A 24,171-nucleotide genomic window follows, 5' to 3' on the forward strand; every position below is an offset into this window, starting at 1 on the left:
CGCTCAGAGTGAGCGCTTTTTGATGCTTAAATTATTTTAATAAAGGCGGCACTGCTTCGTAGTTAATTTCTACACGACGATTTTCTTTCCATGCATTCTCATCATGACCTGCATTAATCGGCATTTCTTTACCATAGCTCACAGCTTCTAATTGTGTTGCTGCAACACCATTGGTAATTAAGAAACTTTCCACAGCTTTGGCACGACGTTCACCCAAAGCCATGTTGTATTCACGCGTGCCGCGCTCATCTGTATGACCAGTTAAAGCGACCTTAGAGTTTGCATTTGCCATCAGGAATTGTGCATGGGCTTGCAAGGTTTGATAATCTTCATTAGAAAGATCACTGCTGTCGTAATCAAAATGCACCACACGTTTTGCTAAAAATGCTTTATTGGCGGCAGTTACACCTTTTGCAGAAGCGCCTGCTAAGTTTTGTGCATTTAACGCTGCATCTTCACTTAAACCATCAGTACTGACCGTAGTTGCACTATTTGGATTTTGACCTGCTTGAATGTCTGTTGCAGGTTTACGACTTGCACAACCTGTCATGACTAAAGCTGTTGCAAGAACAGGAAGTACCAAGAATTTGATTGATTTCATTTTGATCTCCATGATGATTGTAATATTACTTTAAATTAATCTGTTATTTAGGCGCCCAAGCAGGTTCACGAACCTCACCTTGTTCACTTGGTAAGTTCATACGGAAACGGCCATCGAGTGACATAATCGAAAGTAAGCCACGATTAGCTTCGCGTGTTGCATAAACCACCATTTGTCCATTTGGAGAGAAACTTGGTGATTCATCTAGACTGGTTGGTGTCAGAATATTGGTAATACCTGTATTAATATCTTGAATTGCTACTTTGTAATTACTACCACTTGGACGATGGACTAACGCAATTTTTTTACCATCTGCACTCAAAGAACCTCGTGCATTAAATGCACCCCTGAAAGTCAGACGTTTGCTTGAAGCATTGGCAAAATTATAAGTATAAATTTGTGCTGAGCCACCGCGATCAGAAGTGAAAATAAAGGATTTTCCATCTGGTGCATAGCGTGCTTCAGTATCGATTGCACTGTCATTGGTCATACGTTGTAATTGACGTGTTTCCAAATTCATTTGATAAATTTCAGGATTACCATGTATAGAGGCGGTAAATAACATCATTTTACCATCAGGCGAAAAACTGGGTGCACCATTTAGACCACGGAAGCTTGCCAATTTTTCGCGTTGACCTGTTGATAGATCTTGAACATAAATTGCAGGACGTTTCGTTTCAAAAGAAACATAAGCAATTTTTTTCGCATCAGGTGTCCATGCCGGAGACAAAATAGGATCACGTGAAGTCAGAATAGTTTTCGGTTGTTCACCATCTGTATCTGCAATTTGTAAAGTATAACGCTGCTCAGGAGTAGCAGGATTACGTAGTACATAAGCAATACGTCCACTAAAATCACCTGGAATACCAGTCAATGCTTGGTAAATGGCATCACTGATCAGATGTCCAGCTTGACGAATACGTGAAGCGGGCACTGTTAATAATTCATTGAGCAAATATTGCTGTTTTTCCACATCATAAAGTTGATAGTGAACTTCAAAGCTACCATCTGCAGCAGTTTTTACTGTGCCTGTCACTAAGTAGGGTACACCCGCAGTTTTCCATGCATCTGCATTTGGGGTATTCATACTTGCGGTTGCAGGTAAGTTCTTTGAAGCACTCGAAAATTTACCCGAACGATTTAAGTCATTTTCAACAATGGGATAAATACTTTGATCATTATTGAATGGAATGATCGCAATTTTAGGAGCTGCTTCTGGTGCTTTAGCAATTTCCAAATGCAGTTGGGCATAGGCATGGGTTGTTAAAACTGGACTTAAAACTGTTAAAATAGTGAGGCAAAGTAAATGCTTACGCGTCATTTCCATCATCCGCTACGTACTCTAGAATATAAATTATTGTCATTTCAGCTTTGACACATAATGGCATGATTTTGAATTATTAAAAGCATAGCATTATAGGAAAACTGTTATAAGACTGTGAAAAATGAATAAATTTAACTCTTTTTTAGCAAAATTTAATAGGCTATGTCAAAGAACCATATCCCCATGCCATAGAGGGGATAGATTTTTATTTTGCTGTAAAGCTTGAGGTAAATGTTCTGGCTTCGCGTCTTGCATCTGGGTCAGAAGGCATTGGATAAGGGGCCGCTGCTCGAACGGCTGCTTCTACACTGGCTTTCATGTCTGGATCACTGGCGTTGACAATAACAGATTGAACCGCCCCACTATCACTCAAAGTTACTCGTGCTGTGGCTTTTTGACCCGATGAACCACTTGGAATATCCCAAGCACGTCTCACTTTATTTTCAAAGTCACGTTTTGCAGTTGAAGCAATTTTCTTTGATTCAGCTTTTTTAGTTGCAGCTTCTTCAGCCGCTTGTTTCGCAGCTGATGCTTTGGCATCTTCTGCAGCTTGTGCTTTTGCAGCAGCGTCTGCCTTAGCTTTATTTGCCGCATCGGTTTTTGCTTTTTCAGCAGCATCCGCCTTAGCTTTATTTGCCGCATCGGTTTTTGCTTTTGCAGCAGCGTCTGCCTTGGCTTTATTTGCCGCATCGATTTTTGCTTTTTCAGCAGCATCCGCCTTAGCTTTATTTGCCGCATCGGTTTTTGCTTTTGCAGCAGCGTCTGCCTTGGCTTTGTTTGCAGTATCGGTTTTTGTTTTTGCAGCAGCATCTGCCTTTGCTTTGTTTGCTGCATCAGTTTTTGTTTTTGCAGCAGCGTCTGCCTTGGCTTTGTTTGCAGTATCGGTTTTTGCTTTTGCAGCAGCATCTGCTTTGGCTTTATTTGCTGCATCAGCTTTAGCTTTTGCAGCAGCGTCTGCCTTAGCTTTATTTGCTGCATCGGTTTTTGCTTTTGCAGCAGCGTCTGCTTTGGCTTTATTTGCTGCATCAGCTTTGGCTTTATTTGCATCGGTTTTTGCTTTTGCAGTAGTATCTGCCTTAGCTTTTTCAGCAGCGTCTGCCTTTGCTTTGTTTGCCGCATCAGCTTGCGCTTTTAACTTATTTGCTTCTACTAATTTTTCTTTTTCAGCAGCAGCTTTCGCTTGTTGTGCTGCTAGGTTTGGCTCGGGTTTGACAGGAGTTACAGGAGTAGGGGTTGCAACTGGAATAACAGGTGCAGGTTCAACACTTGGTTCAGCAGTTTGCTGGACTTGCTGCGCGACTTTTTCACTTGCAGTCTCTACCGAATCTGTCTGCTCTAAAGGTTCAGGAGGAAGCAAATCTTCTGGTTTGACTAAAACCATTTTAATTTGTTTTGGGGGTTCGACAGGTTGACTCATTCCTAAAAAAAGTAAGCCCGTAATAGCCACCACATGAACACCTAGAGTAAACCCCAGTGCAATTTTTTTTTCTTTAGATTGCGGTTTTTTCAAATCGTTCATACTTTATTCTAAAGGCTGAGTGAGTAAACTCACTTGAGTTAGACCAGCATCTTGAAGACCCGACATTAACGCCATGACATCTCCATATGGGCGGGTATTATGCCCGCTAATGACCACATTCAACTCTTTATTGTCATTTTTGGCTTGTGCTTGTGCTTCAATTAAAACACTGGTTAATTGATCTAGATCAACTGGGCCATTTTTTTGGTTTTTATATTGCAAGTAATAAAGACCGTCTTTATCTAAAGTGACAATAGTCGGTGCATCTTTAGATTCAATAGGATTGCCATTGGCTTGAGGTAAATCGACTTTAATGCCACTGGTGATCATAGGTGCAGTCACCATAAAAATCACCAAAAGCACCAGCATGACGTCAATATAGGGGACGACATTCATTTCACTTTTTAGCGGTTTCTTGATGCGCTCAAAGCGTCCAGCACGCTGAATTGCCATTAGTCATTTTCCTGTGTTGAGCTCACAGTTTGGCGTTGTAATAGCGCCACCATTTCTTCTGCAAATAAAGCACGATCCGAATAGACTGTTTCACCTTTGGCTGTGTAATGGTTAAATGCCAAAACTGCAGGAATAGCCGCAAAAAGACCGATTGCTGTTGCAATTAATGCTTCGGCAATACCTGGTGCTACGGTTGCAAGAGTCACTTGATCAACATCTGCTAAGCCAATAAAAGCATTCATAATGCCCCAAACGGTTCCGAATAAACCCACATAAGGAGCAACAGAACCAATACTGGCAAGTGCACCTAAGCCACGTTCAAGTAAGCTTTGGTCGCGGCTTAAACCAACACGTAAAATACGTTCTGTGCCTTCAATGAGTTGTGTATTTGGTGCTTGGAATTTTTTGAGTTTAAAAAACTCACCAATACCTTGATAGAAAATATCCTCTAAACCAGTACGCTTTGAGTTAAGTTGCGCATTTTTATACAAGGTATTGAGTTCAGCACCAGACCAGAAGATTTTTTGAAAATGTTCATCATCTGCCTGTGCTTTTTTATAGCTCATATGTAACTTAGCAATTAGATACCAACTATATAGCGATGCCAGTAACAGCACCAACATGACCAGTTGAACGACAGGACTTGCTTGTAAAATAAGATCTGATACGTGTAGAGAAGATTCTAATTGAGTTGCCATAAGTTACATGTGCCAATAAATTTTTTTAATCTTGTTCTAACTCATTAAGAATTAGACTGCGAATTTCGTCTGGCAGGCGACAAGGTTTCATTTCAGCACTAATACATGCCAATTCCACCTCGCCAGATGCCAGCATGATTTCACCACGATAAATATTTTGTTGCAATACAAATGATGTCGCTTTACACGAAACTACACGCGCTGTAACAGTAATGAGGTCATCCATAAGGATTGGACGTGAATATTTTACATTTATTTTATGGACGACAAAGTGATACTCTTTCTGGTGCCAGTAATGGTCAACACCAGCCGCACGGAGCCATTCAGTTCGAGTACGCTCCATAAAACGAATATGGTTTGCATGATATACAATGCCACCTGCGTCAGTGTCTTCAATATATACACGAATGTTGAATTCAAATTTATTCGCCATGATGGTATTCCAATATTTAATTTGGTTTTATGGATGAAGCTTGAGATTTAATGGAATAAAAAGTTTCTAAACATTATTTTTCCGCTAAGAAGCAAGCTGTGTAACGCATTGCAGTTTAGCAGCTTAAGGTTTTTGACCAATGGCACAAGGTGTCAAAACCAAATAAATCAAAACAGAGGTAAAAAATACCTTGACCAAATTGATTTATTTTAAAGGTGAATTGAATAAATATTCAAAATTTTAATGAATTTTAGAATAAAAAAAGTGAACCCTAAGGCTCACTTTTCATCTTTCTATTCATAGACTAAATTTTAGTAGCTTGTGTTTTTTTCCAATCGGCCTGAACTTGTTCAGCAACTTTAGGATAATCCATCACGAAGCGTATGTGGCTTTCCACCCCAGTTTTTAAAGTCGCATCATCCACAATAAACAGTGGATTATGGTTCGGTGCCGCTTTGGACATATCTTGGTCGGCTGGTGTAGCACCAACGAACACAAATAAAGACGGCATTAACTCACCATAATAGGCAAAGTCTTCACTGGCACTAGAGTTATTTTCAAGCACATGCAGTTTAGAGTCACCTACAACTTTGGCTAGAGTGGGTTGCATCAGTTTCGTTAATGTTTTGTCATTCATCGTCACAGGTGCATAAGGTGCAATTTCAACTTTAGCCGTAACATCATTGGCCAGTGCATTATATTCAATCATTTTCGGTAAATCTTTGAGAATGTTTTGACGAATATTTTCACTATTTGAGCGAATGGTGCCGGTCATATTCACTTGTTCAGGAATGACATTGCCCGCTGTACCGCCTTGAATGCTCCCAATACTCACCACACCCATACCTTTGCTTAAGTCGGCTTTACGGCTAATCAAGCTTTGTATGTTGTTAATCATTTGTGATGACGCATAAATTGGGTCGCGGCCCAACCAAGGCATAGAACCATGTACTTGTTTACCATTCACTTGAATGCGCAGATGATCGCCACTATTTAAGATAGCACCGTCTTTATATGAAATAGTGCCGCTTGGCATACCTGCCATCACATGCATGCCAAAAATCACTTCAGGCTTTGGATTATTTAATGCACCATCAGCAATCATTTTGCGTGAACCAATCAAGTGCCCTTGAGTAAAGTTGTCCACATCTGCACCGCCTTCTTCTGCAGCTTGGAAGACAAAGACCACTGTACCTGCAATTTTATCTTTATTGGCTGCAAGTGCTTTGGCCGCGCCCAATAACATGGCCGTATGCGCGTCATGTCCACAGCCATGCATGACATGGGTTTCTTTACCTTGATACATAGCTTTAACTTTGCTAGCAAAAGGAAGTCCTGTTTTTTCTTCAATTGCTAAAGCGTCCATATCGGCACGTAATGCCATGACTGGGCCAGGTTTAGCTCCTTTTAAAATCCCAATAACACCTGTTTTGGCATATCCTTTACGCACTTCAATCCCATAAGATTTTAACTCTTTTTGTACCAGCTCAGAGGTTTTGAATTCCATATTGCCAAGTTCAGGATGCTGATGAATGTGTTGGCGTAGCTTGATGGTATGCGCCTCAACATTTTGAGCTGAATCATTAATCCAATCTGCAAGGCTGAGTTGGCTGCAAAAAAGGAAAGGAAGAGAAAGCGCGATCTGCTTATAGGTGTGCATAAATGGAAGAACCTTAAGATTTTGAGATAGTTAAAGTGATTCTCTAGAATTGCATACTGTTTTAAAATTAACCAAAACTATCGAAGTGTTTTTTTATACTTTTAAGGTATTTTAAGCGTTAAAGCTTGGTATTAAAGGAGTTTATAGCAAAATTATACATTGTAAAATTATGTATTTGGTTTAAATTTTAATTTCACTACGCGAATTATAAATCCTTATTTTCAGACCTGTGGCGCAGAGCTTTGATTAAATTTAATTTATCATCAGTACATGATAAAAATGCGTATTAAAGTTTAAAAATGAATCGTTTTTTCAAATGCTTAATTATTTTGGCTATTGGTTATGGATTTTGGTCATATTGGCTTAAGCCAGATCATGTTAATTTCAATACGACCAGTGTTCAAAGTATCAATGGTATTCAACAATTTCAGGGTTACAACATCACGAATTTAGAGCCTTATGCGGGAGAGTTTCGGGTTCTCGCAAAAGAAAACTATCATTTGGGGCGTGAAGCAGAAATTAGTCCTGTTGATTTTGCTTTGGGTTGGAACAAAATGGCTGATCCTCAAGTCTATAAACAATTATCAATTCGGCAAAGCAACCGTTGGTATTATTGGCGCTATGAAAACAACCCGCCAATTCCTGTACACGATATTCAGACACAAAGTGCCAATACGCATTTAATACCTGCTTCAAAACACATTGAACAACAACTTAAAGCCATTGATAAGGATGATTTGATTTATCTAAAAGGGCAGTTAGTAGAGGTGAAGTCACAAGATGGCTGGACTTGGCGTAGTTCTTTAAGTCGTGAAGATACAGGCGGTGGTGCATGTGAATTGATGTTGGTGCAAGAGGTGAGGGTAATTATGAAATCTTAGGTTTTAAGAACCATAATTTTGTTAAATACACGAGGCTAAAAATCACTTAAACACTGCAGTTTGCAGTCTTTATCTGTAAATGAAAATAAAATAGTTCACTAGATGAATGATCTGATTAAAATAATCAGGGAGAATAAATCTCCCTATTTGTCGCGCTTACTTTGGTTCAGGCGGTGTCATGCCAAACTGCAAATAGGCCATAGTGGTCGCAATACGACCTCGAGCTGTTCGCATCGCATAACCTTGTTGGATTAAGTAGGGTTCAATCACATCTTCTAAGGTTCCCGAATCTTCCGCCATAGCCGCAGCCAAAGCTTCCACCCCAGCCGGCCCACCATCAAAACGTTCAAGCAACATACTTAAATAACGACGGTCTAAGGTATCTAAACCATCTTTATCGACATTGAGCATATCGAGTGCACGCTGAGCCATGTCTTGTGTAACTTCACCATTGCCTTTGACTTGTGCATAGTCACGAACACGACGCAATAAACGGTTGGCAATACGTGGTGTACCTCGGGCACGACGCGCAATTTCTTTTGCGCCTTCGAGTGTGGTGGGGACGTTCATTAAATGGGCAGAACGCGACACAATATGGGTTAAGTCGGCCACAGAATAGAATTCTAGACGTTGCACAATACCAAAACGGTCACGTAACGGAGAAGTTAGCAAACCCGCACGCGTGGTGGCTGCTACCAAAGTGAAAGGTGGCAAATCCAGTTTGATCGAACGTGCACCGGGTCCTTCACCAATCATGATATCAAGTTGGTAGTCTTCCATTGCAGGATATAAAATTTCTTCAATGACAGGAGAAAGACGATGGATTTCATCAATAAATAAAACATCACCTTCTTCCAAATTGGTGAGCATGGCTGCCAAATCACCTGCCCGTTCAAGGACTGGCCCAGAGGTGGATTTCAGGTTTCCGCCCATTTCGCGCGCAATAATATTGGCGAGTGTGGTTTTTCCTAAACCGGGTGGGCCGAAAATGAGAGTATGATCGAGTGCTTCACCGCGACCCCGTGCTGCGCCAATAAAGATTTCCATTTGCTCACGCACCACAGGCTGACCAATGTAATCATCCAGTGAAGTGGGGCGAATGGCACGATCAAAATGATCTTCGGGTTTTTCAGAACCACTGATGAGACGGTCTTGCATAATGATTTAGATTTACCTTTAGGCATCCATTGAGTCTGTGATGATTCATACAGCCTCAGATAAACATTTGAGTTTAAATTTTTTAGATTAAGCAGAGAATAGGCTTTATATGCTCTGTTTAATTAACCATATTTATGCGGTATACACGCATCACAATCTGTTTTTAGGTTCATTTGAAAGTATATATATCACTTTAACGATTCATCGATTTTAACGCTGCACGAATAATATCACTGGCTTCAGTAAAATCAGCCTTTACGGCATTAATCAATTTTTGCGCTTCAGCTGGTTTATAACCGAGTGATTGTAATGCCGCTTCTGCTTCGGCTATAGCTGAGTTCCCTGTAAATTGAATTTGTAACGCGGTAGAGTTGCTCGGTGCATGGTTTGAAGACATTGCCTTGAAGCGATCACGAAGTTCAATCATCAAACGTTCTGCAGTCTTTTTACCGACACCTGGAACTTTAATTAAAGTATTGAGGTCCTCATTTTCTACAGTATGAATTAACAGGTCGATACTTAAAGTCGATAAAATACCCAGCGCCATTTTTGGTCCTACGCCGTTTACTTTAAGTAAGGTCCGAAAAATGGTTTTTTCTTGCGCATCTAAAAAGCCATAAAGTAATTGTGCATCTTCACGTACGGTTAAATGCGTCCACAGTGTTACTGTTTGTCCTTTTTGTAGTTGGCAAAAAGTAGAGAGAGGGGTATCGACTTCATAGCCGACTCCATTCACATTCAGTAAAACTGTCGGTGCTTCCAAAGCAAATACTTCACCAATAAGACATCCAATCATTTTGAATTTTTCACTTGTTTATCGTTGCCTGCATAGTAGTGAGCATTTGTCATAAAGGCAAAATGCTCCAGTGTAATTTTTTAAATATCTTGAAGATTTTTAGATTAAACCCGCTTTATTCCCTTGTAGCTCTTGCGACAGATTATAGGCTTGATGGTCTGAGAATTTTGAAATAATGTCCAGAACTTGCATAATATTTTCATAATGATCACTTTGAAAATTGACGCCAGCACGTTGCAACATCGACATTAACCGTTGTTCCTTAAAGCTTAGGGATTTATGGGGTGTTGTTAATGGAATAAACGCATCTAAGATATTTTGCAAACTTTGATGTGCAATAATTTCAAGTCCTGCTTTTTGTGGATGCTCAAAAATTTTATCTCGGGCTAAATTTTTGGCACGCTCAATACCGCGTTCAATATCTTGAGAACAATACTGCAGTAAACTGCCTTTGAGTTGACCGGTTAAAATTTCAAAGTGATGTTTTGCAAATGCCGTGGTGACTTCATCTACCAGACGTTTCATGACGCGACCACGTAAGGCGGCAATTTTTTGCTGCCAAGTGGTACTGGGCATAGAAAGCTCTGAGGGTTTGCCATAATCTGCAATTAAGTCTAGAAAAATGGGTTCAACTTCTTCATAAGACAGCATATTTAAAACAATGCCATCTTCAAGATCAATTAAGGCATAGCAAATATCATCTGCTGCTTCCAAAAGATAAGTCAGTGGATGACGACAATAGTGATATTCACCCAGTTGAATTAAACCCAATTGTTCCGCAATCTGTTGCAATATGTCCTTTTCAGATTGATAACAACCAAATTTGGCGCGTTGGCTGGCAGGACGATCACCTTGCGATGCAATGGTTTTAGATAACCATGGATACTTTAAGTAAGCCCCTAATGTTGCATAAGTTAAACGCATGCCGCCGTCATTGGGATGATAATCAATCTTAGTCAGTAAGCGTAAACCTTGTGCATTACCTTCAAACTGGCGCACATCGGCTTGTTCTTTGTCGCTTAGTTTTTCTAAGAAGTTTCCATGTGAAGCATCATCAAACCATTCGCGGATGGCATATTCACCCGCATGACCAAAAGGTGGATTACCAATATCATGTGCAAGGCAAGCCGCTTGGATAATCGCACCCACATCGGCAGGAGAAATCCAAACTGGCAATTGATCTTTAACTTTTTCAGCAGCAAGCATGCCTAAGGAGCGACCAATACAGGATACTTCTAAAGAATGGGTCAAACGTGTGTGAATGCCGTCATGTTGGGTCAGGGGATGAACTTGAGTTTTACGATTCAGTTGTCGAAAACTTTGTGAAAAAATAATGCGGTCATAGTCTTTATGGAAGGGGCTACGTGCCTGTTCTGTACTTTGTTTTTTGCTACCAATACGAACTGTTGAAAGCAGTTCTAACCAACGCATTTGTTCCATGTATCATGATTCAGTGATGACCTAGATTCATCATGCCAAAAAAAAGTCTTACAGACCAGTATGGGGCGACATGAATTGTCGGGAAAATTTGTTTGAGTGGAAGCTGTGATTTTGAATCAGAATTTCAGTATTAAAAAAACAGATCTTGAGATCTGTTTTTTTAATGAGACGACGATTTAAACTAAGTCTTCACCATTGGCTTTGGCTTCTTGCGTATCTCGATACACTGCCAAACATAAGGTAATGAGAATACCTGTAGCCACCATGGGCCAAAATAAAACATAGAGGGTGAGAAATTGCGTATTCATAATATAAAACTCCTTATTTGTTTTTGTTGGATAATTGATGGAACTCAATCACCATTTGATTGATTTGTTTGAAATCAAAACGATCTTCTCGATTGAACAAGGTGATGAGCGTACACACCAAAGCGCTCGTACCATAAGCAGTGAGAGAGCTCAATAACGTGGTGTAATCGCGTAAAAATCCGATTGTCCAAGGCAATAATGCGAGAGTGGCAAAAATACCGACCCATAAACCCACTTTCTTACCAAAAAAGCCAAAGCTCATTAAACCAAGCACCACGCCAGCACCTAAAGTTGCAACCAACTCAAAGCTATAAGCTGTTAGACCTTGAATTGGAACCCATTCAAAACGCACAATCAGGAAGCTGATAAATGCAACAAGTACTGCCCAATTAAAGGCACGTGCATTTACTTTGTTCCAATACAGACTGGCAATAACGGGGAAAACAATCGCTCCCCATAATGCACCCACAAAAATTAACATCGATAAAATATCGAATTTTAAGGTTGCAATGAGAATACCGAGTAGCGTCGCGACTATCATGGTCATACGCCCGATGAGCAGCATTTTCTTAGGATCAGGACGGTTTTTAGCAATTTGTTTGCCATAAATATCGGTCATGACCAAAGCAGCAAGGGCAGACAAATCAGAATCTGCTGTAGATGACAATGCACCAATCACCATAATAAACAGTAGAACCACCATAAACGGCGGAAGGTATGTTGCAGCCATTTGCGGAATTAGATTGTTTAAATTGCCATCAATCGGTTGTACGCCTGCGAATAGCGCCAACAAACCGAGCATGCCTAATCCAATCACAATCGCGGCGTAGCCAATCGTTGCAGTAATAAAACTGGGTTTGATTAAATCTTCACGAACGGCAAATAAACGCTGTGCAATGGTTTGGTTGCCAATCGCATAGGCAAGCACTGCAACAAAAAAAGGCGCACCTTGTTCTAAAAAAGCAGCTTTAGAAAAGAAATTGAGTTGGTCGGCAGTTAAATTGTGCATGCCGGTTTGGAATAAAGTTGGCCCACCCAAAGTGTAAAAAATAACAGGAATAATGATCACTGCGGCCACAATCATCGCTACCAATTGACCAAAGTCGGTAAATACTGAGGAACGAAAACCTGACCAAAGCGTATAGGATAAAACGCCAATACCTGTAATGAGAACACCATGAATAAAGCTGAGTGGTGAAAGAATTTCAACCAGTGCACCCGCAGCAGTAAAGTTCACCATCAAACTAATAATGCTACCGACAATATTTGAACCTGCCAAAATAAGCTGGCTTTGCGTGCCGTGACGGGCATGCATAATTTCGGCTAGAGTATGGGCGTTGGGTGCAAGTTCCCGAAACCGCTTACCAAAGGGATAAATAAATAAAATCATCAGCGCACCCCAAAAACCATAGTGCAATGCGCCTGAAACGCCATATTTATAACCCGAAGAAGCCGCTGCATAAAATGAGGCAGCCCATATCCAAGTGGCTGTCATACTTGCGGCTGACATACCAAATCCTATGGAACCATTGGATACCATATAACCATCGACATTTTCATTTTTTCGTTTAATCCGTAACGAAAGTAAAAAAGTTATGCCATAAAAAAGCACCATCAATAGTACAGTGGTTGTACTAGAGAATTGAAACATAATGACTCCTTAAGCGCGTCACAGTCTGGTCAAAATAACCGAAAAACTGAGTGACAGATTAAGGCTCTAATGAAGAAAGAGCAGAAATATTGAGATAAAAACAAGAGTGTAAGTGTATGAATATATTATTGATATATTCTTATTTACAATATAGAAGAACATCCACGAATAGTTGTTGTGAGAAGAACAACTGCATACGTGCGGAAGGCGAGTGTAACATAAGTTCATCAAATTTACTGATGAATGCTATCATTGTAAAATTTTTTTACTTATATAGCGGTTTAGGACCTTTTTTCATATTAATAATCAGAGGCCAAAGTCTAAATATTTTAATGAAATACAGGCGCTTATTTTTTATTTCAAGTTTTAAAAGAAACATTCATTGTATAAGCAATTAAAATGTAACAATTTTTAAATTATTATTCATTTTTTCTTCTCGATTCGTCGTTAGATCAGATCAATAACATGCTTAATTAAGTTAAAGCATAGAATTTTAAAGATTTAAGAGCATTTGAAAATAACATAATTCAGGATTAACTCAGGAGAGATGCATTTTTTAACCAACAATAAAGCGAAGCTGTGGGGGGAATATCCGATATACATGACACATTCATGAATTTCTATCTAGCTGATTTGGTCAATACGAAGTAGAATATGCGCTCTCTCTAAGTCACATTGGCGGCATGGTTCAAAAGACCTGCCCGTGGAGCCAAAATCAGCATGTTTATCGTGGCCGGTGCGCAAGCACACTCTTCTTTTAAGAAAACTCAACTCTTAAACCGCCTCGCGTCATTGAGTTCTGTTCAATCAATTGAAAGTCAATGGATTTATCTGTTTGATCAAGCGCTCAACGAGCAGCAGCATCATTCTGCATTACAACTATTAAATGACGGTGCTTCTTTTGAAATTCGCCAAGTCGAAAGTGACGAAATTCAAGTGCTGGTTACACCACGTTTGGGAACGATTTCTCCGTGGTCATCAAAAGCAACCGATATTTTTGCCAATTGTAATACGCCAATTCACCGCTTAGAACGTGGTGTTTTGTTTACTTTAAAAGGTATTTCTGAAATATCGGATGAAGTGAAATTGTTGTTACATGACCGTATGACGGAAAGTGTGTTCAATCAAATTGAGGATGCCTCTGCACTATTTTCTGAAACTGAGCCAAAACCCTTAAATAGCATTGATATTTTAGGTCAAGGTAAGGATGCTTTAGTTAAAGCCAATTCTGAGTTTGGTTTTGCTTTGTCTGATGAAGAAGTTGATTACTTAACAGCTGCCTTTACCAAAATGGGTCGTAACCCGCACGACATCGAACTCATGATGTTTGCACAGGCGAACTCAGAGCATTGTCGTCATAAAATTTTTGGTTCTGAATGGACCATTGATGGTGAAAAACAACCTTTATCATTGTTCCAAATGATTAAGAACACCTATAAAGAATCGCCTACAGATGTTTTGTCGGCATATAAAGACAATGCTTCTGTGATCGTCGGTTATGACACGCAACGTTTTTATCCAAAACCAGATGAAAACGGTCATTACGTTTATAAATATAAGAGCCAAGCTGCTCACATTTTAATGAAAGTAGAAACCCATAACCATCCTACAGCGATTGCGCCATTTGCAGGTGCAGCGACGGGTTCGGGTGGTGAAATTCGTGATGAAGGTGCGACAGGTCGTGGCGGTAAACCTAAAGCAGGTTTAACCGCATTTACCACGTCTAACCTGAATATTCCGGGCTTCGAACAACCATGGGAAGAGAATTACGGCAAACCATCTCGTATGGCATCTCCGCTACAAATTATGATTGAAGGCCCACTGGGTGGCGCTGCATTCAATAATGAATTTGGTCGTCCTGCGTTAAATGGTTACTTCCGTACCTTTGAACAAAATGTAAATGGTGACGTTAAAGGTTTCCACAAGCCGATTATGATCGCTGGTGGTTACGGCAACATTCGTCCTGACCATGTAGAAAAAGATGCAATCCAACCGGGTGACTTGCTTATCGTGTTGGGTGGTCCTGCCATGCTGATCGGTTTAGGCGGTGGTGCAGCATCTTCAGTAGATAGCGGTAAACTCGGTGAAAACCTTGACTTTGCTTCAGTACAACGTGAAAACCCAGAAATGGAACGCCGTTGCCAAGAAGTCATTGATACCTGTTGGCGCTTTGAAGATGCCAACCCAATCGTTTCTGTACATGACGTGGGTGCAGGCGGTGTTTCTAATGCCATGCCTGAGCTTGTGAATGATCATGAACTTGGTGCAGTGTTAAATCTTCGTAAGATTCCTTCATTAGAGCCAGGTATGTCTCCAATGGAAATCTGGTCAAATGAAGCGCAAGAACGTTATGTATTGGCAATTCGTCCAAGTTCTTTAGCATTATTTGAATCGATTTGTGCACGTGAACGTTGTCCGTTTGCTGTATTGGGTGAAGCAACTGAAGCGCGTCACTTAACTGTTGAAGATCCATTGTTTGATAACAAAGCTGTGGATATGCCAATGCAAGTCATGCTGGGGGGTACACCACGCATGAGCCGTTCTTTTGAATCAATTGAACGTCAAGGTGATGACTTTGATGCATCAAAAGTTGATTTGAAAGAAGCGATTTACCGTGTTCTTAAAAATCCAACAGTTGCGTCTAAATCGTTCCTGATTACCATTGGTGACCGTTCAATTACGGGTATGGTTGCACGTGACCAAATGGTCGGTCGCTGGCAAGTGCCCGTAGCGGATGCTGCGGTAACCACCACCAGTTTAGTGGGCTTCACTGGGGAAGCAATGGCGATGGGTGAACGTCCTCCTGTTGCATTGTTAAATCCTGCTGCATCTGCACGTTTGGCTGTGGCTGAAGCAATCTCCAATATTATGTGTGCCAACATCGAACAGATCAGCGATATTAAATTGTCTGCGAACTGGATGGCCGCTGCTGGTCAAACAGGTGAAGATCAAGCCTTGTTTGAAGGTGTTAAAGCGATTGGTATGGAAATGTGTCCTGCACTTGGAATTGCAATTCCAGTCGGTAAAGACTCATTGTCTATGCGTACCACGTGGAACGATGAAGGTGTTGATAAGTCAGTCACTTCACCAATGACTGGTGTGATTACCGCATTTGCACCCGTAGGTGATGTGCGTAAAACATTGACACCTGAATTGAAAAATGAAGATTCAGTATTGGTACGTATCGACTTGTCTAAAGGTCAGTTCCGCCTTGGTGGTTCAATCCTTGCGCAAGTGTATAAAGCGATTGGTTCAATCACACCAGATGTTGATAGTTTCGATGAGTTCAAAGCATTCTTTGCATTGATTCAAGATTGGAACAACCGTGGTTTAATCAAGGCTTATCATGACATCGGTGATGGTGGCTTGCTTGCGACTGTTGCAGAAATGATGTTTGCATCACGTTTGGGTGTAGCACTACAAGATCAATCTACAGACAGTTTATTTGCTGAAGAAATTGGTGCAGTGCTTCAAATCAGCGTATCTGATTGGGATTCACTTCAAGCAGAAGTTGCAGCATCGATCTTGAAAGATGCAATTGCTGTAGTGGGTACAGTCAATACAACGGATACTTTAACGATCAATGGTTTGAACTTAGACCGTGCTGATTTACAACAAGCATGGACTGAAGTATCGCATCAGATCCAACGTTTACGTGACAATGTTGAAACAGCAGATCAAGAATATAGCTTGATTGCCAACAAAGAGCATAAAGGTATCATCACATTACCAACATTTGATTTAAACGAACCTGTTGAAGCACCGTATATCAATTCACGCCGTCCAAGTATGGCAATTTTACGTGAACAAGGTGTCAATGGTCATGTAGAAATGGCAGCGGCATTCGATAAAGTCGGTTTCAATACTATTGATGTCCACATGAGTGACCTGATTGCGGGTCGTATCGATCTAAATGATTTTGAAGGTCTGGTGACTTGTGGCGGTTTCTCTTACGGTGACGTATTGGGTGCAGGTGGTGGTTGGGCTAAATCAGTTTTGTTTAACCCGAAACTTCGTGATCAATTTGAGAAATTCTTTAATCGTGATGAAACCTTCTCTTTAGGTATTTGTAATGGTTGTCAAATGTTGTCGCAATTGGCTCCCCTTATTCCGGGTGCAGATGCTTGGCCACGTTTCCACCGTAACACTTCCGAAGTTTTTGAAGCACGTGCTGTTAACGTTCGCGTTGAAAAGTCTCACTCGATTTTGTTAGATGGCATGGAAGGTTCAATTTTACCTATCGCTGTTGCGCATGGTGAAGGTCGTGTGGTTGCAACAAGTCAGCATCTTGCTGCTTTAAATGCCAACAACCAAGTGACTTTGCGTTATGTGGATAGTTTAGGTTATGCAACCCAACAATATCCATTGAATCCAAATGGTTCACCAGAAGCCATTACAGGGGTGACCTCAATGGATGGCCGTGCAACGATTATGATGCCACACCCTGAGCGTAATTTCCGTGCAGTTCAGCATTCTTGGAAACCTGAAGAATGGACGGAAGATGGCGCATGGTTACGTATGTTCCGCAATGCACGTAAGTTCATTGGTTAATCTATTTTAAGATGTTCAAAACCACCTTCGGGTGGTTTTTTTATGGGTTAAAATTTATTGAGTAGAGCTAAGTGTATTGTTAAGTTTGAAGGACAAAGAGTGAAGGAATATTTTAACTTTGAAATATCAAAATACATTTTGGGTGGGAAAGAAAGGTAGTATTTTCTATTTTGTCATCATTTTAAAGGTAGGCAACATCAATATTTAGGTCTTCCACTATTGAATTGAATAGGATAAATAAACCATAAATTTGATGTGATTAGAGTAAAAAACGGCTTAAGAAAGCCGTTTTTATTACTAAAATTTTTATGGTGCTAATGGTTCTTGCTGTTCAGGATTAGGCAAAGGAGCCGATTCTTGCTCTTGATTATAAGGATTTTCCAGTTCTAACGTTTGATTAAGTTCAGAATCAAAGATGTCCGTTAGCATACTATCGTAACGTTTTTTATTATAAATCATGAGGCTAGCAGCTTCTTGTTGAGTCACAAAACCAATACTTAACGCATCACTCATACGTTCATCAAAAGTTAAGCCTTTAAATTGTCCTTTAGATTCAGCTTTTTTAAACTTATCCCAAAGTGGTTCTAATTTAATTAATAGATTAAACGTAGATTCCATACGACCCGTGACATCATCTTCTTGGGTCGTATAGAACACATGTTTTTTGAGCTCATCACGGAAAGCATTATCCTGCATAATAATTTCACCTGCCTGTTGTTTTAAAGCATCGCTTGATTTTTTGATTGGACGCCCAAGTGGGAAGCAAATAAATTTGACCAAACCTGCTGCAATTCCGATTGGAAAATTAGCAAATAATCCATAAAAAGCTTCTTGTGCATTGAATAGGGCTTTTTCTAAAGCCAGTTTTGCATGAATTTGTTCAGCTTCCGTCTGTTTACCATGTTCATAATATTTCAAAATAGCAGTACTGATAAACAAATTGGCATGGATATCGGCTAAACGGCCTGAAAGCATTTCTTTACGTTTGATATCGCCGGCCAATAAACCCAAACACATATCTGCAGTTAAGGCAAAGTCAGCGCTTAAACGATTGATAATTTTATAATAAGGGCGAGTAAAATCATTTGCACTTTGAGGAGTATCTGATGCACCACCGATATACCCATAAGCAAAAGCACGTGCGGTACGATTAAATGTATAGCCTAAATGCTTAAACAGCATGTCATTAAAATGATATAAAGCAGTGTTTTTATCTTCGGCTTGTAGAAGTTGTAATTCCTCAAACAAATAAGGATGACAACGCATAGAGCCTTGACCGAAAATCATCAGAGAGCGACTCAGAATATTTGCACCTTCCACTGTAATAGAAACGGGAATGGCTTGATACATTAAAGCAATAAAGTTACGTGGCCCCATTTGTACAGCACGACCACCGACCACATCCATACCATGATTGACTACACGGCGCATGGTTTCGGTCGCATAATATTTTGCCATGGCCGTCATTACCGCAGGTTTACCGCCTTGATTTAGCCCACAAGTGACCAAATATCGGAAAGCTTCTAACATATAGGTATCACTGGCAATATCACTGGTGGCTTCTTGTACACCTTCAAACTTGCCTATAGAAATTTTGAATTGCTGACGAATTTTGGCAAATGCACCCACATTTAAATAGGTCATTTCACTGGCCGCAGTAGACAACGCAGGCAGGGAAATACCACGTCCGACGGCCAAGCATTCCATCAACATTCGCCAGCCTTTTCCAATATTTTGGGAACCACCAATAATCCAATCCAATGGTATAAAGACATCTTGACCATCCACAGTACCATTCATAAAAGGTGAACCAGGATTGTGTCGTGCGCCAATTTTTACCCCGTCATGACTTGCAGGAATCAGTGCACAGGTAATGCCATGTTCAGTTTTATTTTTATCGCCCAAAAGTCCTTCAGGATCGTAAAGTTTAAATGCTAGACCAATGACGGTTGCAATCGGAGCAAGAGTAATCCAGCGTTTAGAAAAGTTCATACGTAAACCAAGAACCTGCTGACCCTCAAATTCACCATAACAGACCACACCAGTATCTGGAATCGCACCTGCATCTGAACCCGCTTCTGGACTGGTTAAACCAAAGCATGGGATTTCTTCACCTTTGGCCAAACCTGGCAGATAGCGATTTTTTTGTTCTTCCGTTCCATAATGCAGTAATAATTCACCTGGTCCTAAAGAATTAGGCACCATACAGCTGACTGCTGTTGTTAATGAACGAGATGCAATTTTGCTCATAATACGACTTTGTGCAAATGAACTAAATGCACGCCCGCCATATTCTTTGGGAATAATCAGTCCTAAGAATCCATTTTCACGAATATAAGTCCAAGCTTCAGGTGGTAAATCTTTAAGCTGGTGATGAATATCCCAATCGTTGAGCATTTGACATAAATGTTCGACTTCATGGTCTAAAAAGGATTGTTCTTCGGTAGAAAGGGTTGGATAGGGATAAGCATTAAATTTAGACCAGTCGGGTGCACCCATAAACAGCTCTTTTTCCCACCAACTTGTTCCCGCATCTAGGGCTTCACGTTCAGTTGTACTCATACTTGGCATTGCATTCGCCAAAGTTTTGTAAGCAGGCTTGGTAATGAATATCATCCTGAGGGAGTCAATCATCACTACAACACTCAGCAAAATAAGTGGAATACCCAAAACAAGTGACCAAGGACTAATAAAAGCAGTCACGATTGCCACAATAATCGTGCTTATTGCCCCAGCATTACGACTTAAGCCGAAAAAAAATATGGCCCATAGTGTAAAAAATTGAATAAGCACACTGATAATAAATAGCATTCATTTCTCCAGTTGCTACACCAAATTAAAGTGAATGTGATTAACAATAAGCAGATTTAACTCTCTTATAGAATCATTCATCTGTCTAGCTTGGGTGTAATAAATTTTGTTTTAATGATCGAGAGAAATTTTAAGAAACTTCAAACTCGCCGTTATTAATGAAATATTATTTTTTAAAAATAGAGACTTTTTAAAGAGATGTAAAAGCTTGAATTGTCAGAAAAATGTCAAGAAAAGTAATGTCATCTTGTATTTATGAGTATACCTTGAGATATAGATTCACAATAATTATGAAAAATAGCATAGAGTTTATGGATATTTCTTTTCTTTTAAATTGGGTTATTACATGCTCAAACTCATTTATTATGTACCTGAAACCCATCTTGAATCGACCAAAAGTGCTATTTTTAATGCAGGTGGTGGTGGGATTGGAAATTATGAACATTGTGCTTGGCAGGTATTAGGAACTGGACAATTTAAACCAGTAAAAGCAGCACATCCATTTATGGGGCAACTTGATGTTTTAGAAAAAGTATCAGAATGGCGAGTGGAAATCATAGTCGCAGAAGATAAAGCAAGAGACGTGGCCAGAGCATTAAAGCAAACTCATCCTTATGAAGAACCTGCTTTTGAATTTATTCAAACAGTCGATATAAATGATTGATGCTATATGGCTGGTGAAAGGGGGACTCAAATATTACCCCTTAGACAGACAGAGTTTCAAAGATGAATATTCTGTCTATACATAGGATTGAGTGACATAGAGTCTTAAAGTAACATCTAGATCTAGGTAGGTTTAAACTACTTGATGGATGTGGATAAAATTATGCTTATTTAAAATTAAACCTTTTGAATAAACAAGTCACGATCAAAACGATACTGCGGGAAAAATACACCATCTTCTGCACGCTCACCTGCACCAATGACCATCACTGGAAACTGTTGATCGTTTAACCCTAAGATTTTAGCGACCAAGGGCTCATCAAAACCTTCCATCATACAGCTATCAAAGCCATAGGCACGCAATGCTAATACTAGATTTTCACAGGCCAACGCAGTGGTTTTACTCGCCCAAAGTTTGGCATCTGCTGGATTAAATGCAGTGACAGGAAGCTGTTTGTCGAGTTGACGTGCTACTTTAAATGCTACTTTTTTGAAATGACCCAGTGCATTGAAGTAACCTGTTTTGTAGTTATAAGGAATAAAACGGTAATATTGTTTCACTGCTTTAGGTGCTTCAGGAAAAGGAAATTGACTAACATTTTGCTTGGCCATTTCATCAATGCGGTCTATACGTGCGACACAAACAATTAACTCGGAAGCTGTTTTCGCAGCCAATTGACTTAAACATGCTTTAACCAACTGCTTTTTCTTCGTTGGATTTTGCACTATATAGAAGGTCCACGGTTGCAAGTTTGATGAATTGGGTGCAAGCAAAGCAAGATCTAAACAATCATCAAGTACATTGGCTGGAATCGCTTTATTGGTAAATTTACGAACTGAACGACGACTTTGAATCACTTTTTTAAAATTTTCTACATCAAGATCATGTGGTGCAGGTTCAAAGTATCGCTTTTTTTCGACTTCTGTTGAATGGCTCATTTTTTTCTCAGATGAAAATATAGACGTTTTGGTAAAATTTAGAATGATATAACCACTCAACAAGATGATTGTTGAGTGGTTTTTTATTGAACAGTCAAGATCATTAATTAAATTGTGAAAAATCAGGTTTACGTTTTTGCATAAATGCAGCAACAGCTTCCATCATTTCAGGGGAGCCGACACGTTGCATAAAGATTTCCGCTTCGTGATCAATCCATGCCACGATCTCATTCACATTATGCTTCATCAGTGCTTTTGACTGTTTAAGTGAAGCTAAAGGCAAGGCAGACATTATTTCAGCTTGTTTTTGCGCTTTAGCATAAGCATCATCCTCAATGCTATTGATTAAATTGATACTCAAGGCTGTTTCACTATCGAATTTCTGTGCAGTCAATAAAAGTTCAGCTGCCTTATGGTAACCCGCTTGCTCAACCAAAAGTTTACTCGAAGCACCTTCTGGGGATAGGCCTAAGCTGACAAAAGGAATTTGGAAGAGGGCAGTAGGGTCACTGTATACAAGGTCAGCATGCAACAGAATAGTGACACCAATTCCGATCGCAACACCACGAACTGCACAAATCAGTGGCTTGGAAAATTTTGCTGCAGCTTTTAATAAAATAAATGGAGGGCCTTCACTTGCAGGTGCTTGTCCTTTCATGGCTGCTGATTTCATGAAATCCTGCATATCATTACCAGCAGTAAAATCTGTATCCGTACCACGGAAGATCAATACACGAACGTCTTTATCTTGATCGGCTTCATCAAATGCTTGCGCAATCCATAAATAAAGTTCGCCATAAAGTGCATTTTTTGCTTTTGGTCTATTAATGGCTAAGGTCAGTACGCCATTTTCTAAATTCGCATCCAAATGTTCATGTGGTTGTTGAATACAGCTCAGTGTCATCGTACTATCCTTGCTTTAAAACTTAATTTGATTTTATGCTGTTTATTATGTCGCATATTTATTTAGGTGACACAACTCATGAGTCATAAAAAATTGATCTGTTATGAATTATTTATTTGATTATCTAGTTTTTATTGGTCGTTTTCAGCCTTTTCATTTGGCCCATATGCAAACGATTAAAATTGCTTTAAAACAATGCCAAACAATTATTTTGGCTTTAGGTTCTGCACAGAATGAACGCAATATTAAAAATCCATTCACTGTCTTTGAACGTCAAAAAATGATTTTATCCAATTTTTCGAAATCAGATCAAAGGCGGATTAAATTTGTTCATGTTGTAGATATGTATAACGATGAAAAATGGCAAAAACTGGTGACATCGTTGGTAGCAGAAGTCGTGGAGCCTGACAACCGAGTGGGTTTGATTGGGCATTTCAAAGATGATTCTTCATATTATCTTCAACTTTTCCCTGAATGGACTTTGGTTGAATTGGACAGTTTAAAAGGTTCAATCTCAGCAACTCCGCTACGTGAAGCCTATTATCGTGGCGAAATTATTGAATCCGCTCTACCTTTAGGAACCAGTGAATTTTTACAAAATTTTCAAAAAACGTGTATTTATCAACAATTGCAAAACAAATATCTGACTCAAGATAAAACTAATTTAGATAAATCTTAAGTAATCTTGCTTTTTAAGGAAACGAATGAAATTACTTAGGAGTTAAGTGAAATGAAGATTAAAAAAATAATGAAAAGTGCATTGATTATGGGTGCAGTAGGTTTAGCCGGGTTGACTCAGGTCAATGCACAAAACTGGACTTTAACCCCTCAGAGTAATGTGGGTTTTGAAATTAAATCGGTCGGTTTATCTGTGGTCAAAGGTAAATTTAATCAAGTTCAATCTAAAATGAATTTTGATTCTAACGCTCCACAAAAGGCTTATACCAACTTTGTGCTCGATGTGAATAGCCTAAGTTTTAGTAAACCATCGCTTAAAAAAATGATTATGGGCGAAGATCTTTTTAATGCAGCTCAATATAAAACAGTCAGTTTTAAAAGCACCAATTTTACGTCCTTAGGTCAGGGAAAATATAATATTGCAGGCAATTTAACCTTGCGCGGTGTGACCAAACCTGTGGTTTTTAATACTACGTTAAAGCCAAATGCAAGTAATCCAAAAATATTGGATGTACAGTCTTCTACTATCATTAATCGTACTGATTTTGGTATGAAAAAAGCCATAGGTGGCGCAGGTGAAAAAGTGAATATTCAATTATCAGGTCAATGGCAAGCCATTTAAAATTTAGAAACTCAAAAAGCCATCTTAAAGATGGCTTTTTTTTATTCGCTTTTGCTGGTTGTGTCAAAACTGAAGTTAAAG

General features: G+C 39.6%; 20 protein-coding genes. 5 read left to right on the forward strand and 15 right to left on the reverse strand.

Annotated features, from left to right (window positions below; translation table 11 throughout):
• Positions 1-31: 31 nt before the first annotated feature.
• From pal to H0S58_RS04425, 7 genes are all read right to left on the reverse strand, one after another.
• The gene (pal, locus tag H0S58_RS04395; RefSeq protein ID WP_092719871.1) at positions 32-601 is read right to left on the reverse strand and encodes a peptidoglycan-associated lipoprotein Pal; all 570 of its coding nucleotides are present in this window, start codon (positions 599-601) and stop codon (positions 32-34) included.
• Between the two features lie 43 nt (positions 602-644).
• Positions 645-1,928, reverse strand: coding sequence for a Tol-Pal system beta propeller repeat protein TolB (gene tolB, locus H0S58_RS04400; RefSeq protein ID WP_171256885.1), 1,284 nt, complete (start codon positions 1,926-1,928; stop codon positions 645-647).
• A 202-nt stretch (positions 1,929-2,130) separates the two neighbouring features.
• On the reverse strand, positions 2,131-3,444 hold the full coding sequence (tolA, locus tag H0S58_RS04405; RefSeq protein WP_195727261.1) for a cell envelope integrity protein TolA: 1,314 nt from the start codon (positions 3,442-3,444) through the stop codon (positions 2,131-2,133).
• 3 nt (positions 3,445-3,447) lie between these two features.
• Positions 3,448-3,897, reverse strand: coding sequence for a protein TolR (gene tolR / locus H0S58_RS04410; RefSeq protein ID WP_195727262.1), 450 nt, complete (start codon positions 3,895-3,897; stop codon positions 3,448-3,450).
• Positions 3,897-4,595: a protein TolQ gene (gene tolQ, locus H0S58_RS04415; protein WP_195727263.1), complete on the reverse strand. Its 699-nt coding sequence runs from the start codon at positions 4,593-4,595 to the stop codon at positions 3,897-3,899. Before tolQ ends, tolR begins: the two co-directional genes overlap by 1 nt.
• Before the next feature lie 25 nt (positions 4,596-4,620).
• The gene (gene ybgC / locus H0S58_RS04420; RefSeq protein WP_053578321.1) at positions 4,621-5,028 is read right to left on the reverse strand and encodes a tol-pal system-associated acyl-CoA thioesterase; all 408 of its coding nucleotides are present in this window, start codon (positions 5,026-5,028) and stop codon (positions 4,621-4,623) included.
• 304 nt (positions 5,029-5,332) lie between these two features.
• Positions 5,333-6,688, reverse strand: coding sequence for an amidohydrolase (locus H0S58_RS04425; RefSeq protein ID WP_195727264.1), 1,356 nt, complete (start codon positions 6,686-6,688; stop codon positions 5,333-5,335).
• 299 nt (positions 6,689-6,987) lie between these two features.
• On the opposite strand from H0S58_RS04425, the gene H0S58_RS04430 reads away from it, so the two are divergent.
• Positions 6,988-7,569, forward strand: coding sequence for a hypothetical protein (locus H0S58_RS04430; RefSeq protein ID WP_195727265.1), 582 nt, complete (start codon positions 6,988-6,990; stop codon positions 7,567-7,569).
• A gap of 156 nt (positions 7,570-7,725) precedes the next feature.
• Here the strand turns inward: H0S58_RS04430 and ruvB are convergent, their stop codons facing one another.
• The 5 genes from ruvB to H0S58_RS04450 all read right to left on the reverse strand — a co-directional run bounded on the left by ruvB (position 7,726) and on the right by H0S58_RS04450 (position 12,922).
• Positions 7,726-8,727 carry a Holliday junction branch migration DNA helicase RuvB gene (gene ruvB, locus H0S58_RS04435; protein ID WP_053578319.1) on the reverse strand — a complete coding sequence of 334 codons (1,002 nt, stop codon included), beginning with the start codon at positions 8,725-8,727 and terminating at the stop codon, positions 7,726-7,728.
• A gap of 193 nt (positions 8,728-8,920) precedes the next feature.
• Entirely contained in the window at positions 8,921-9,523 is a 603-nt protein-coding gene (gene ruvA, locus H0S58_RS04440; RefSeq protein WP_195727266.1) for a Holliday junction branch migration protein RuvA, read from the reverse strand.
• A 99-nt stretch (positions 9,524-9,622) separates the two neighbouring features.
• Positions 9,623-10,963, reverse strand: a complete 1,341-nt coding sequence (locus H0S58_RS04445; RefSeq protein WP_193891384.1) for a deoxyguanosinetriphosphate triphosphohydrolase — start codon at positions 10,961-10,963, stop codon at positions 9,623-9,625.
• 176 nt (positions 10,964-11,139) lie between these two features.
• A complete protein-coding gene (locus tag H0S58_RS13785) occupies positions 11,140-11,271 on the reverse strand; it encodes a putative transporter small subunit (protein WP_213030764.1) in 132 nt (43 codons plus the stop codon).
• Between the two features lie 13 nt (positions 11,272-11,284).
• Positions 11,285-12,922, reverse strand: coding sequence for a sodium:solute symporter family transporter (locus tag H0S58_RS04450; RefSeq protein ID WP_195727267.1), 1,638 nt, complete (start codon positions 12,920-12,922; stop codon positions 11,285-11,287).
• A gap of 720 nt (positions 12,923-13,642) precedes the next feature.
• Between H0S58_RS04450 and purL the strand changes: the two genes are divergently transcribed.
• Positions 13,643-17,473: a phosphoribosylformylglycinamidine synthase gene (gene purL / locus H0S58_RS04455; protein ID WP_195727268.1), complete on the forward strand. Its 3,831-nt coding sequence runs from the start codon at positions 13,643-13,645 to the stop codon at positions 17,471-17,473.
• Between the two features lie 306 nt (positions 17,474-17,779).
• On the opposite strand, the gene H0S58_RS04460 is transcribed toward purL, so the two are convergent.
• Positions 17,780-20,284: an acyl-CoA dehydrogenase gene (locus H0S58_RS04460; protein WP_195727269.1), complete on the reverse strand. Its 2,505-nt coding sequence runs from the start codon at positions 20,282-20,284 to the stop codon at positions 17,780-17,782.
• Between the two features lie 346 nt (positions 20,285-20,630).
• On the opposite strand from H0S58_RS04460, the gene H0S58_RS04465 reads away from it, so the two are divergent.
• A complete protein-coding gene (locus H0S58_RS04465; protein ID WP_195727270.1) occupies positions 20,631-20,948 on the forward strand; it encodes an NGG1p interacting factor NIF3 in 318 nt (105 codons plus the stop codon).
• Between the two features lie 176 nt (positions 20,949-21,124).
• Here H0S58_RS04465 and H0S58_RS04470 read toward each other — a convergent pair whose 3' ends face one another.
• Both H0S58_RS04470 and H0S58_RS04475 read right to left on the reverse strand, forming a co-directional pair.
• A complete protein-coding gene (locus tag H0S58_RS04470) occupies positions 21,125-21,886 on the reverse strand; it encodes a nitroreductase family protein (protein ID WP_195727271.1) in 762 nt (253 codons plus the stop codon).
• Between the two features lie 103 nt (positions 21,887-21,989).
• Positions 21,990-22,790, reverse strand: coding sequence for an enoyl-CoA hydratase-related protein (locus tag H0S58_RS04475; RefSeq protein WP_195727272.1), 801 nt, complete (start codon positions 22,788-22,790; stop codon positions 21,990-21,992).
• A gap of 103 nt (positions 22,791-22,893) precedes the next feature.
• Between H0S58_RS04475 and H0S58_RS04480 the strand changes: the two genes are divergently transcribed.
• The gene (locus H0S58_RS04480; RefSeq protein ID WP_195727273.1) at positions 22,894-23,469 is read left to right on the forward strand and encodes a nicotinate-nicotinamide nucleotide adenylyltransferase; all 576 of its coding nucleotides are present in this window, start codon (positions 22,894-22,896) and stop codon (positions 23,467-23,469) included.
• Positions 23,470-23,556: 87 nt separating this feature from the next.
• Positions 23,557-24,090, forward strand: a complete 534-nt coding sequence (locus H0S58_RS04485) for a YceI family protein (RefSeq protein ID WP_413784417.1) — start codon at positions 23,557-23,559, stop codon at positions 24,088-24,090.
• Positions 24,091-24,171: the final 81 nt, after the last annotated feature.

This window comes from Acinetobacter sp. TTH0-4 (assembly GCF_015602665.1).
GTDB lineage: Bacteria > Pseudomonadota > Gammaproteobacteria > Pseudomonadales > Moraxellaceae > Acinetobacter > Acinetobacter albensis.

Coding starts and splice junctions, on each gene's coding strand:
- ruvB (WP_053578319.1), bottom strand. CDS start 8,727: ATGCAAGACCGTCTCATCAGTGGTTCTGAAAAACCCGAAGATCATTTT.
- tolA (WP_195727261.1), bottom strand. CDS start 3,444: ATGAACGATTTGAAAAAACCGCAATCTAAAGAAAAAAAAATTGCACTG.
- H0S58_RS04485 (WP_413784417.1), top strand. CDS start 23,557: ATGGGTGCAGTAGGTTTAGCCGGGTTGACTCAGGTCAATGCACAAAAC.
- H0S58_RS04470 (WP_195727271.1), bottom strand. CDS start 21,886: ATGAGCCATTCAACAGAAGTCGAAAAAAAGCGATACTTTGAACCTGCA.
- ruvA (WP_195727266.1), bottom strand. CDS start 9,523: ATGATTGGATGTCTTATTGGTGAAGTATTTGCTTTGGAAGCACCGACA.
- tolR (WP_195727262.1), bottom strand. CDS start 3,897: ATGGCAATTCAGCGTGCTGGACGCTTTGAGCGCATCAAGAAACCGCTA.
- H0S58_RS04480 (WP_195727273.1), top strand. CDS start 22,894: ATGAATTATTTATTTGATTATCTAGTTTTTATTGGTCGTTTTCAGCCT.
- tolQ (WP_195727263.1), bottom strand. CDS start 4,595: ATGGCAACTCAATTAGAATCTTCTCTACACGTATCAGATCTTATTTTA.
- purL (WP_195727268.1), top strand. CDS start 13,643: ATGTTTATCGTGGCCGGTGCGCAAGCACACTCTTCTTTTAAGAAAACT.
- H0S58_RS04465 (WP_195727270.1), top strand. CDS start 20,631: ATGCTCAAACTCATTTATTATGTACCTGAAACCCATCTTGAATCGACC.
- H0S58_RS13785 (WP_213030764.1), bottom strand. CDS start 11,271: ATGAATACGCAATTTCTCACCCTCTATGTTTTATTTTGGCCCATGGTG.
- pal (WP_092719871.1), bottom strand. CDS start 601: ATGAAATCAATCAAATTCTTGGTACTTCCTGTTCTTGCAACAGCTTTA.
- H0S58_RS04460 (WP_195727269.1), bottom strand. CDS start 20,284: ATGCTATTTATTATCAGTGTGCTTATTCAATTTTTTACACTATGGGCC.
- tolB (WP_171256885.1), bottom strand. CDS start 1,928: ATGGAAATGACGCGTAAGCATTTACTTTGCCTCACTATTTTAACAGTT.
- H0S58_RS04450 (WP_195727267.1), bottom strand. CDS start 12,922: ATGTTTCAATTCTCTAGTACAACCACTGTACTATTGATGGTGCTTTTT.
- H0S58_RS04425 (WP_195727264.1), bottom strand. CDS start 6,688: ATGCACACCTATAAGCAGATCGCGCTTTCTCTTCCTTTCCTTTTTTGC.
- H0S58_RS04430 (WP_195727265.1), top strand. CDS start 6,988: ATGAATCGTTTTTTCAAATGCTTAATTATTTTGGCTATTGGTTATGGA.
- ybgC (WP_053578321.1), bottom strand. CDS start 5,028: ATGGCGAATAAATTTGAATTCAACATTCGTGTATATATTGAAGACACT.
- H0S58_RS04475 (WP_195727272.1), bottom strand. CDS start 22,790: ATGACACTGAGCTGTATTCAACAACCACATGAACATTTGGATGCGAAT.
- H0S58_RS04445 (WP_193891384.1), bottom strand. CDS start 10,963: ATGGAACAAATGCGTTGGTTAGAACTGCTTTCAACAGTTCGTATTGGT.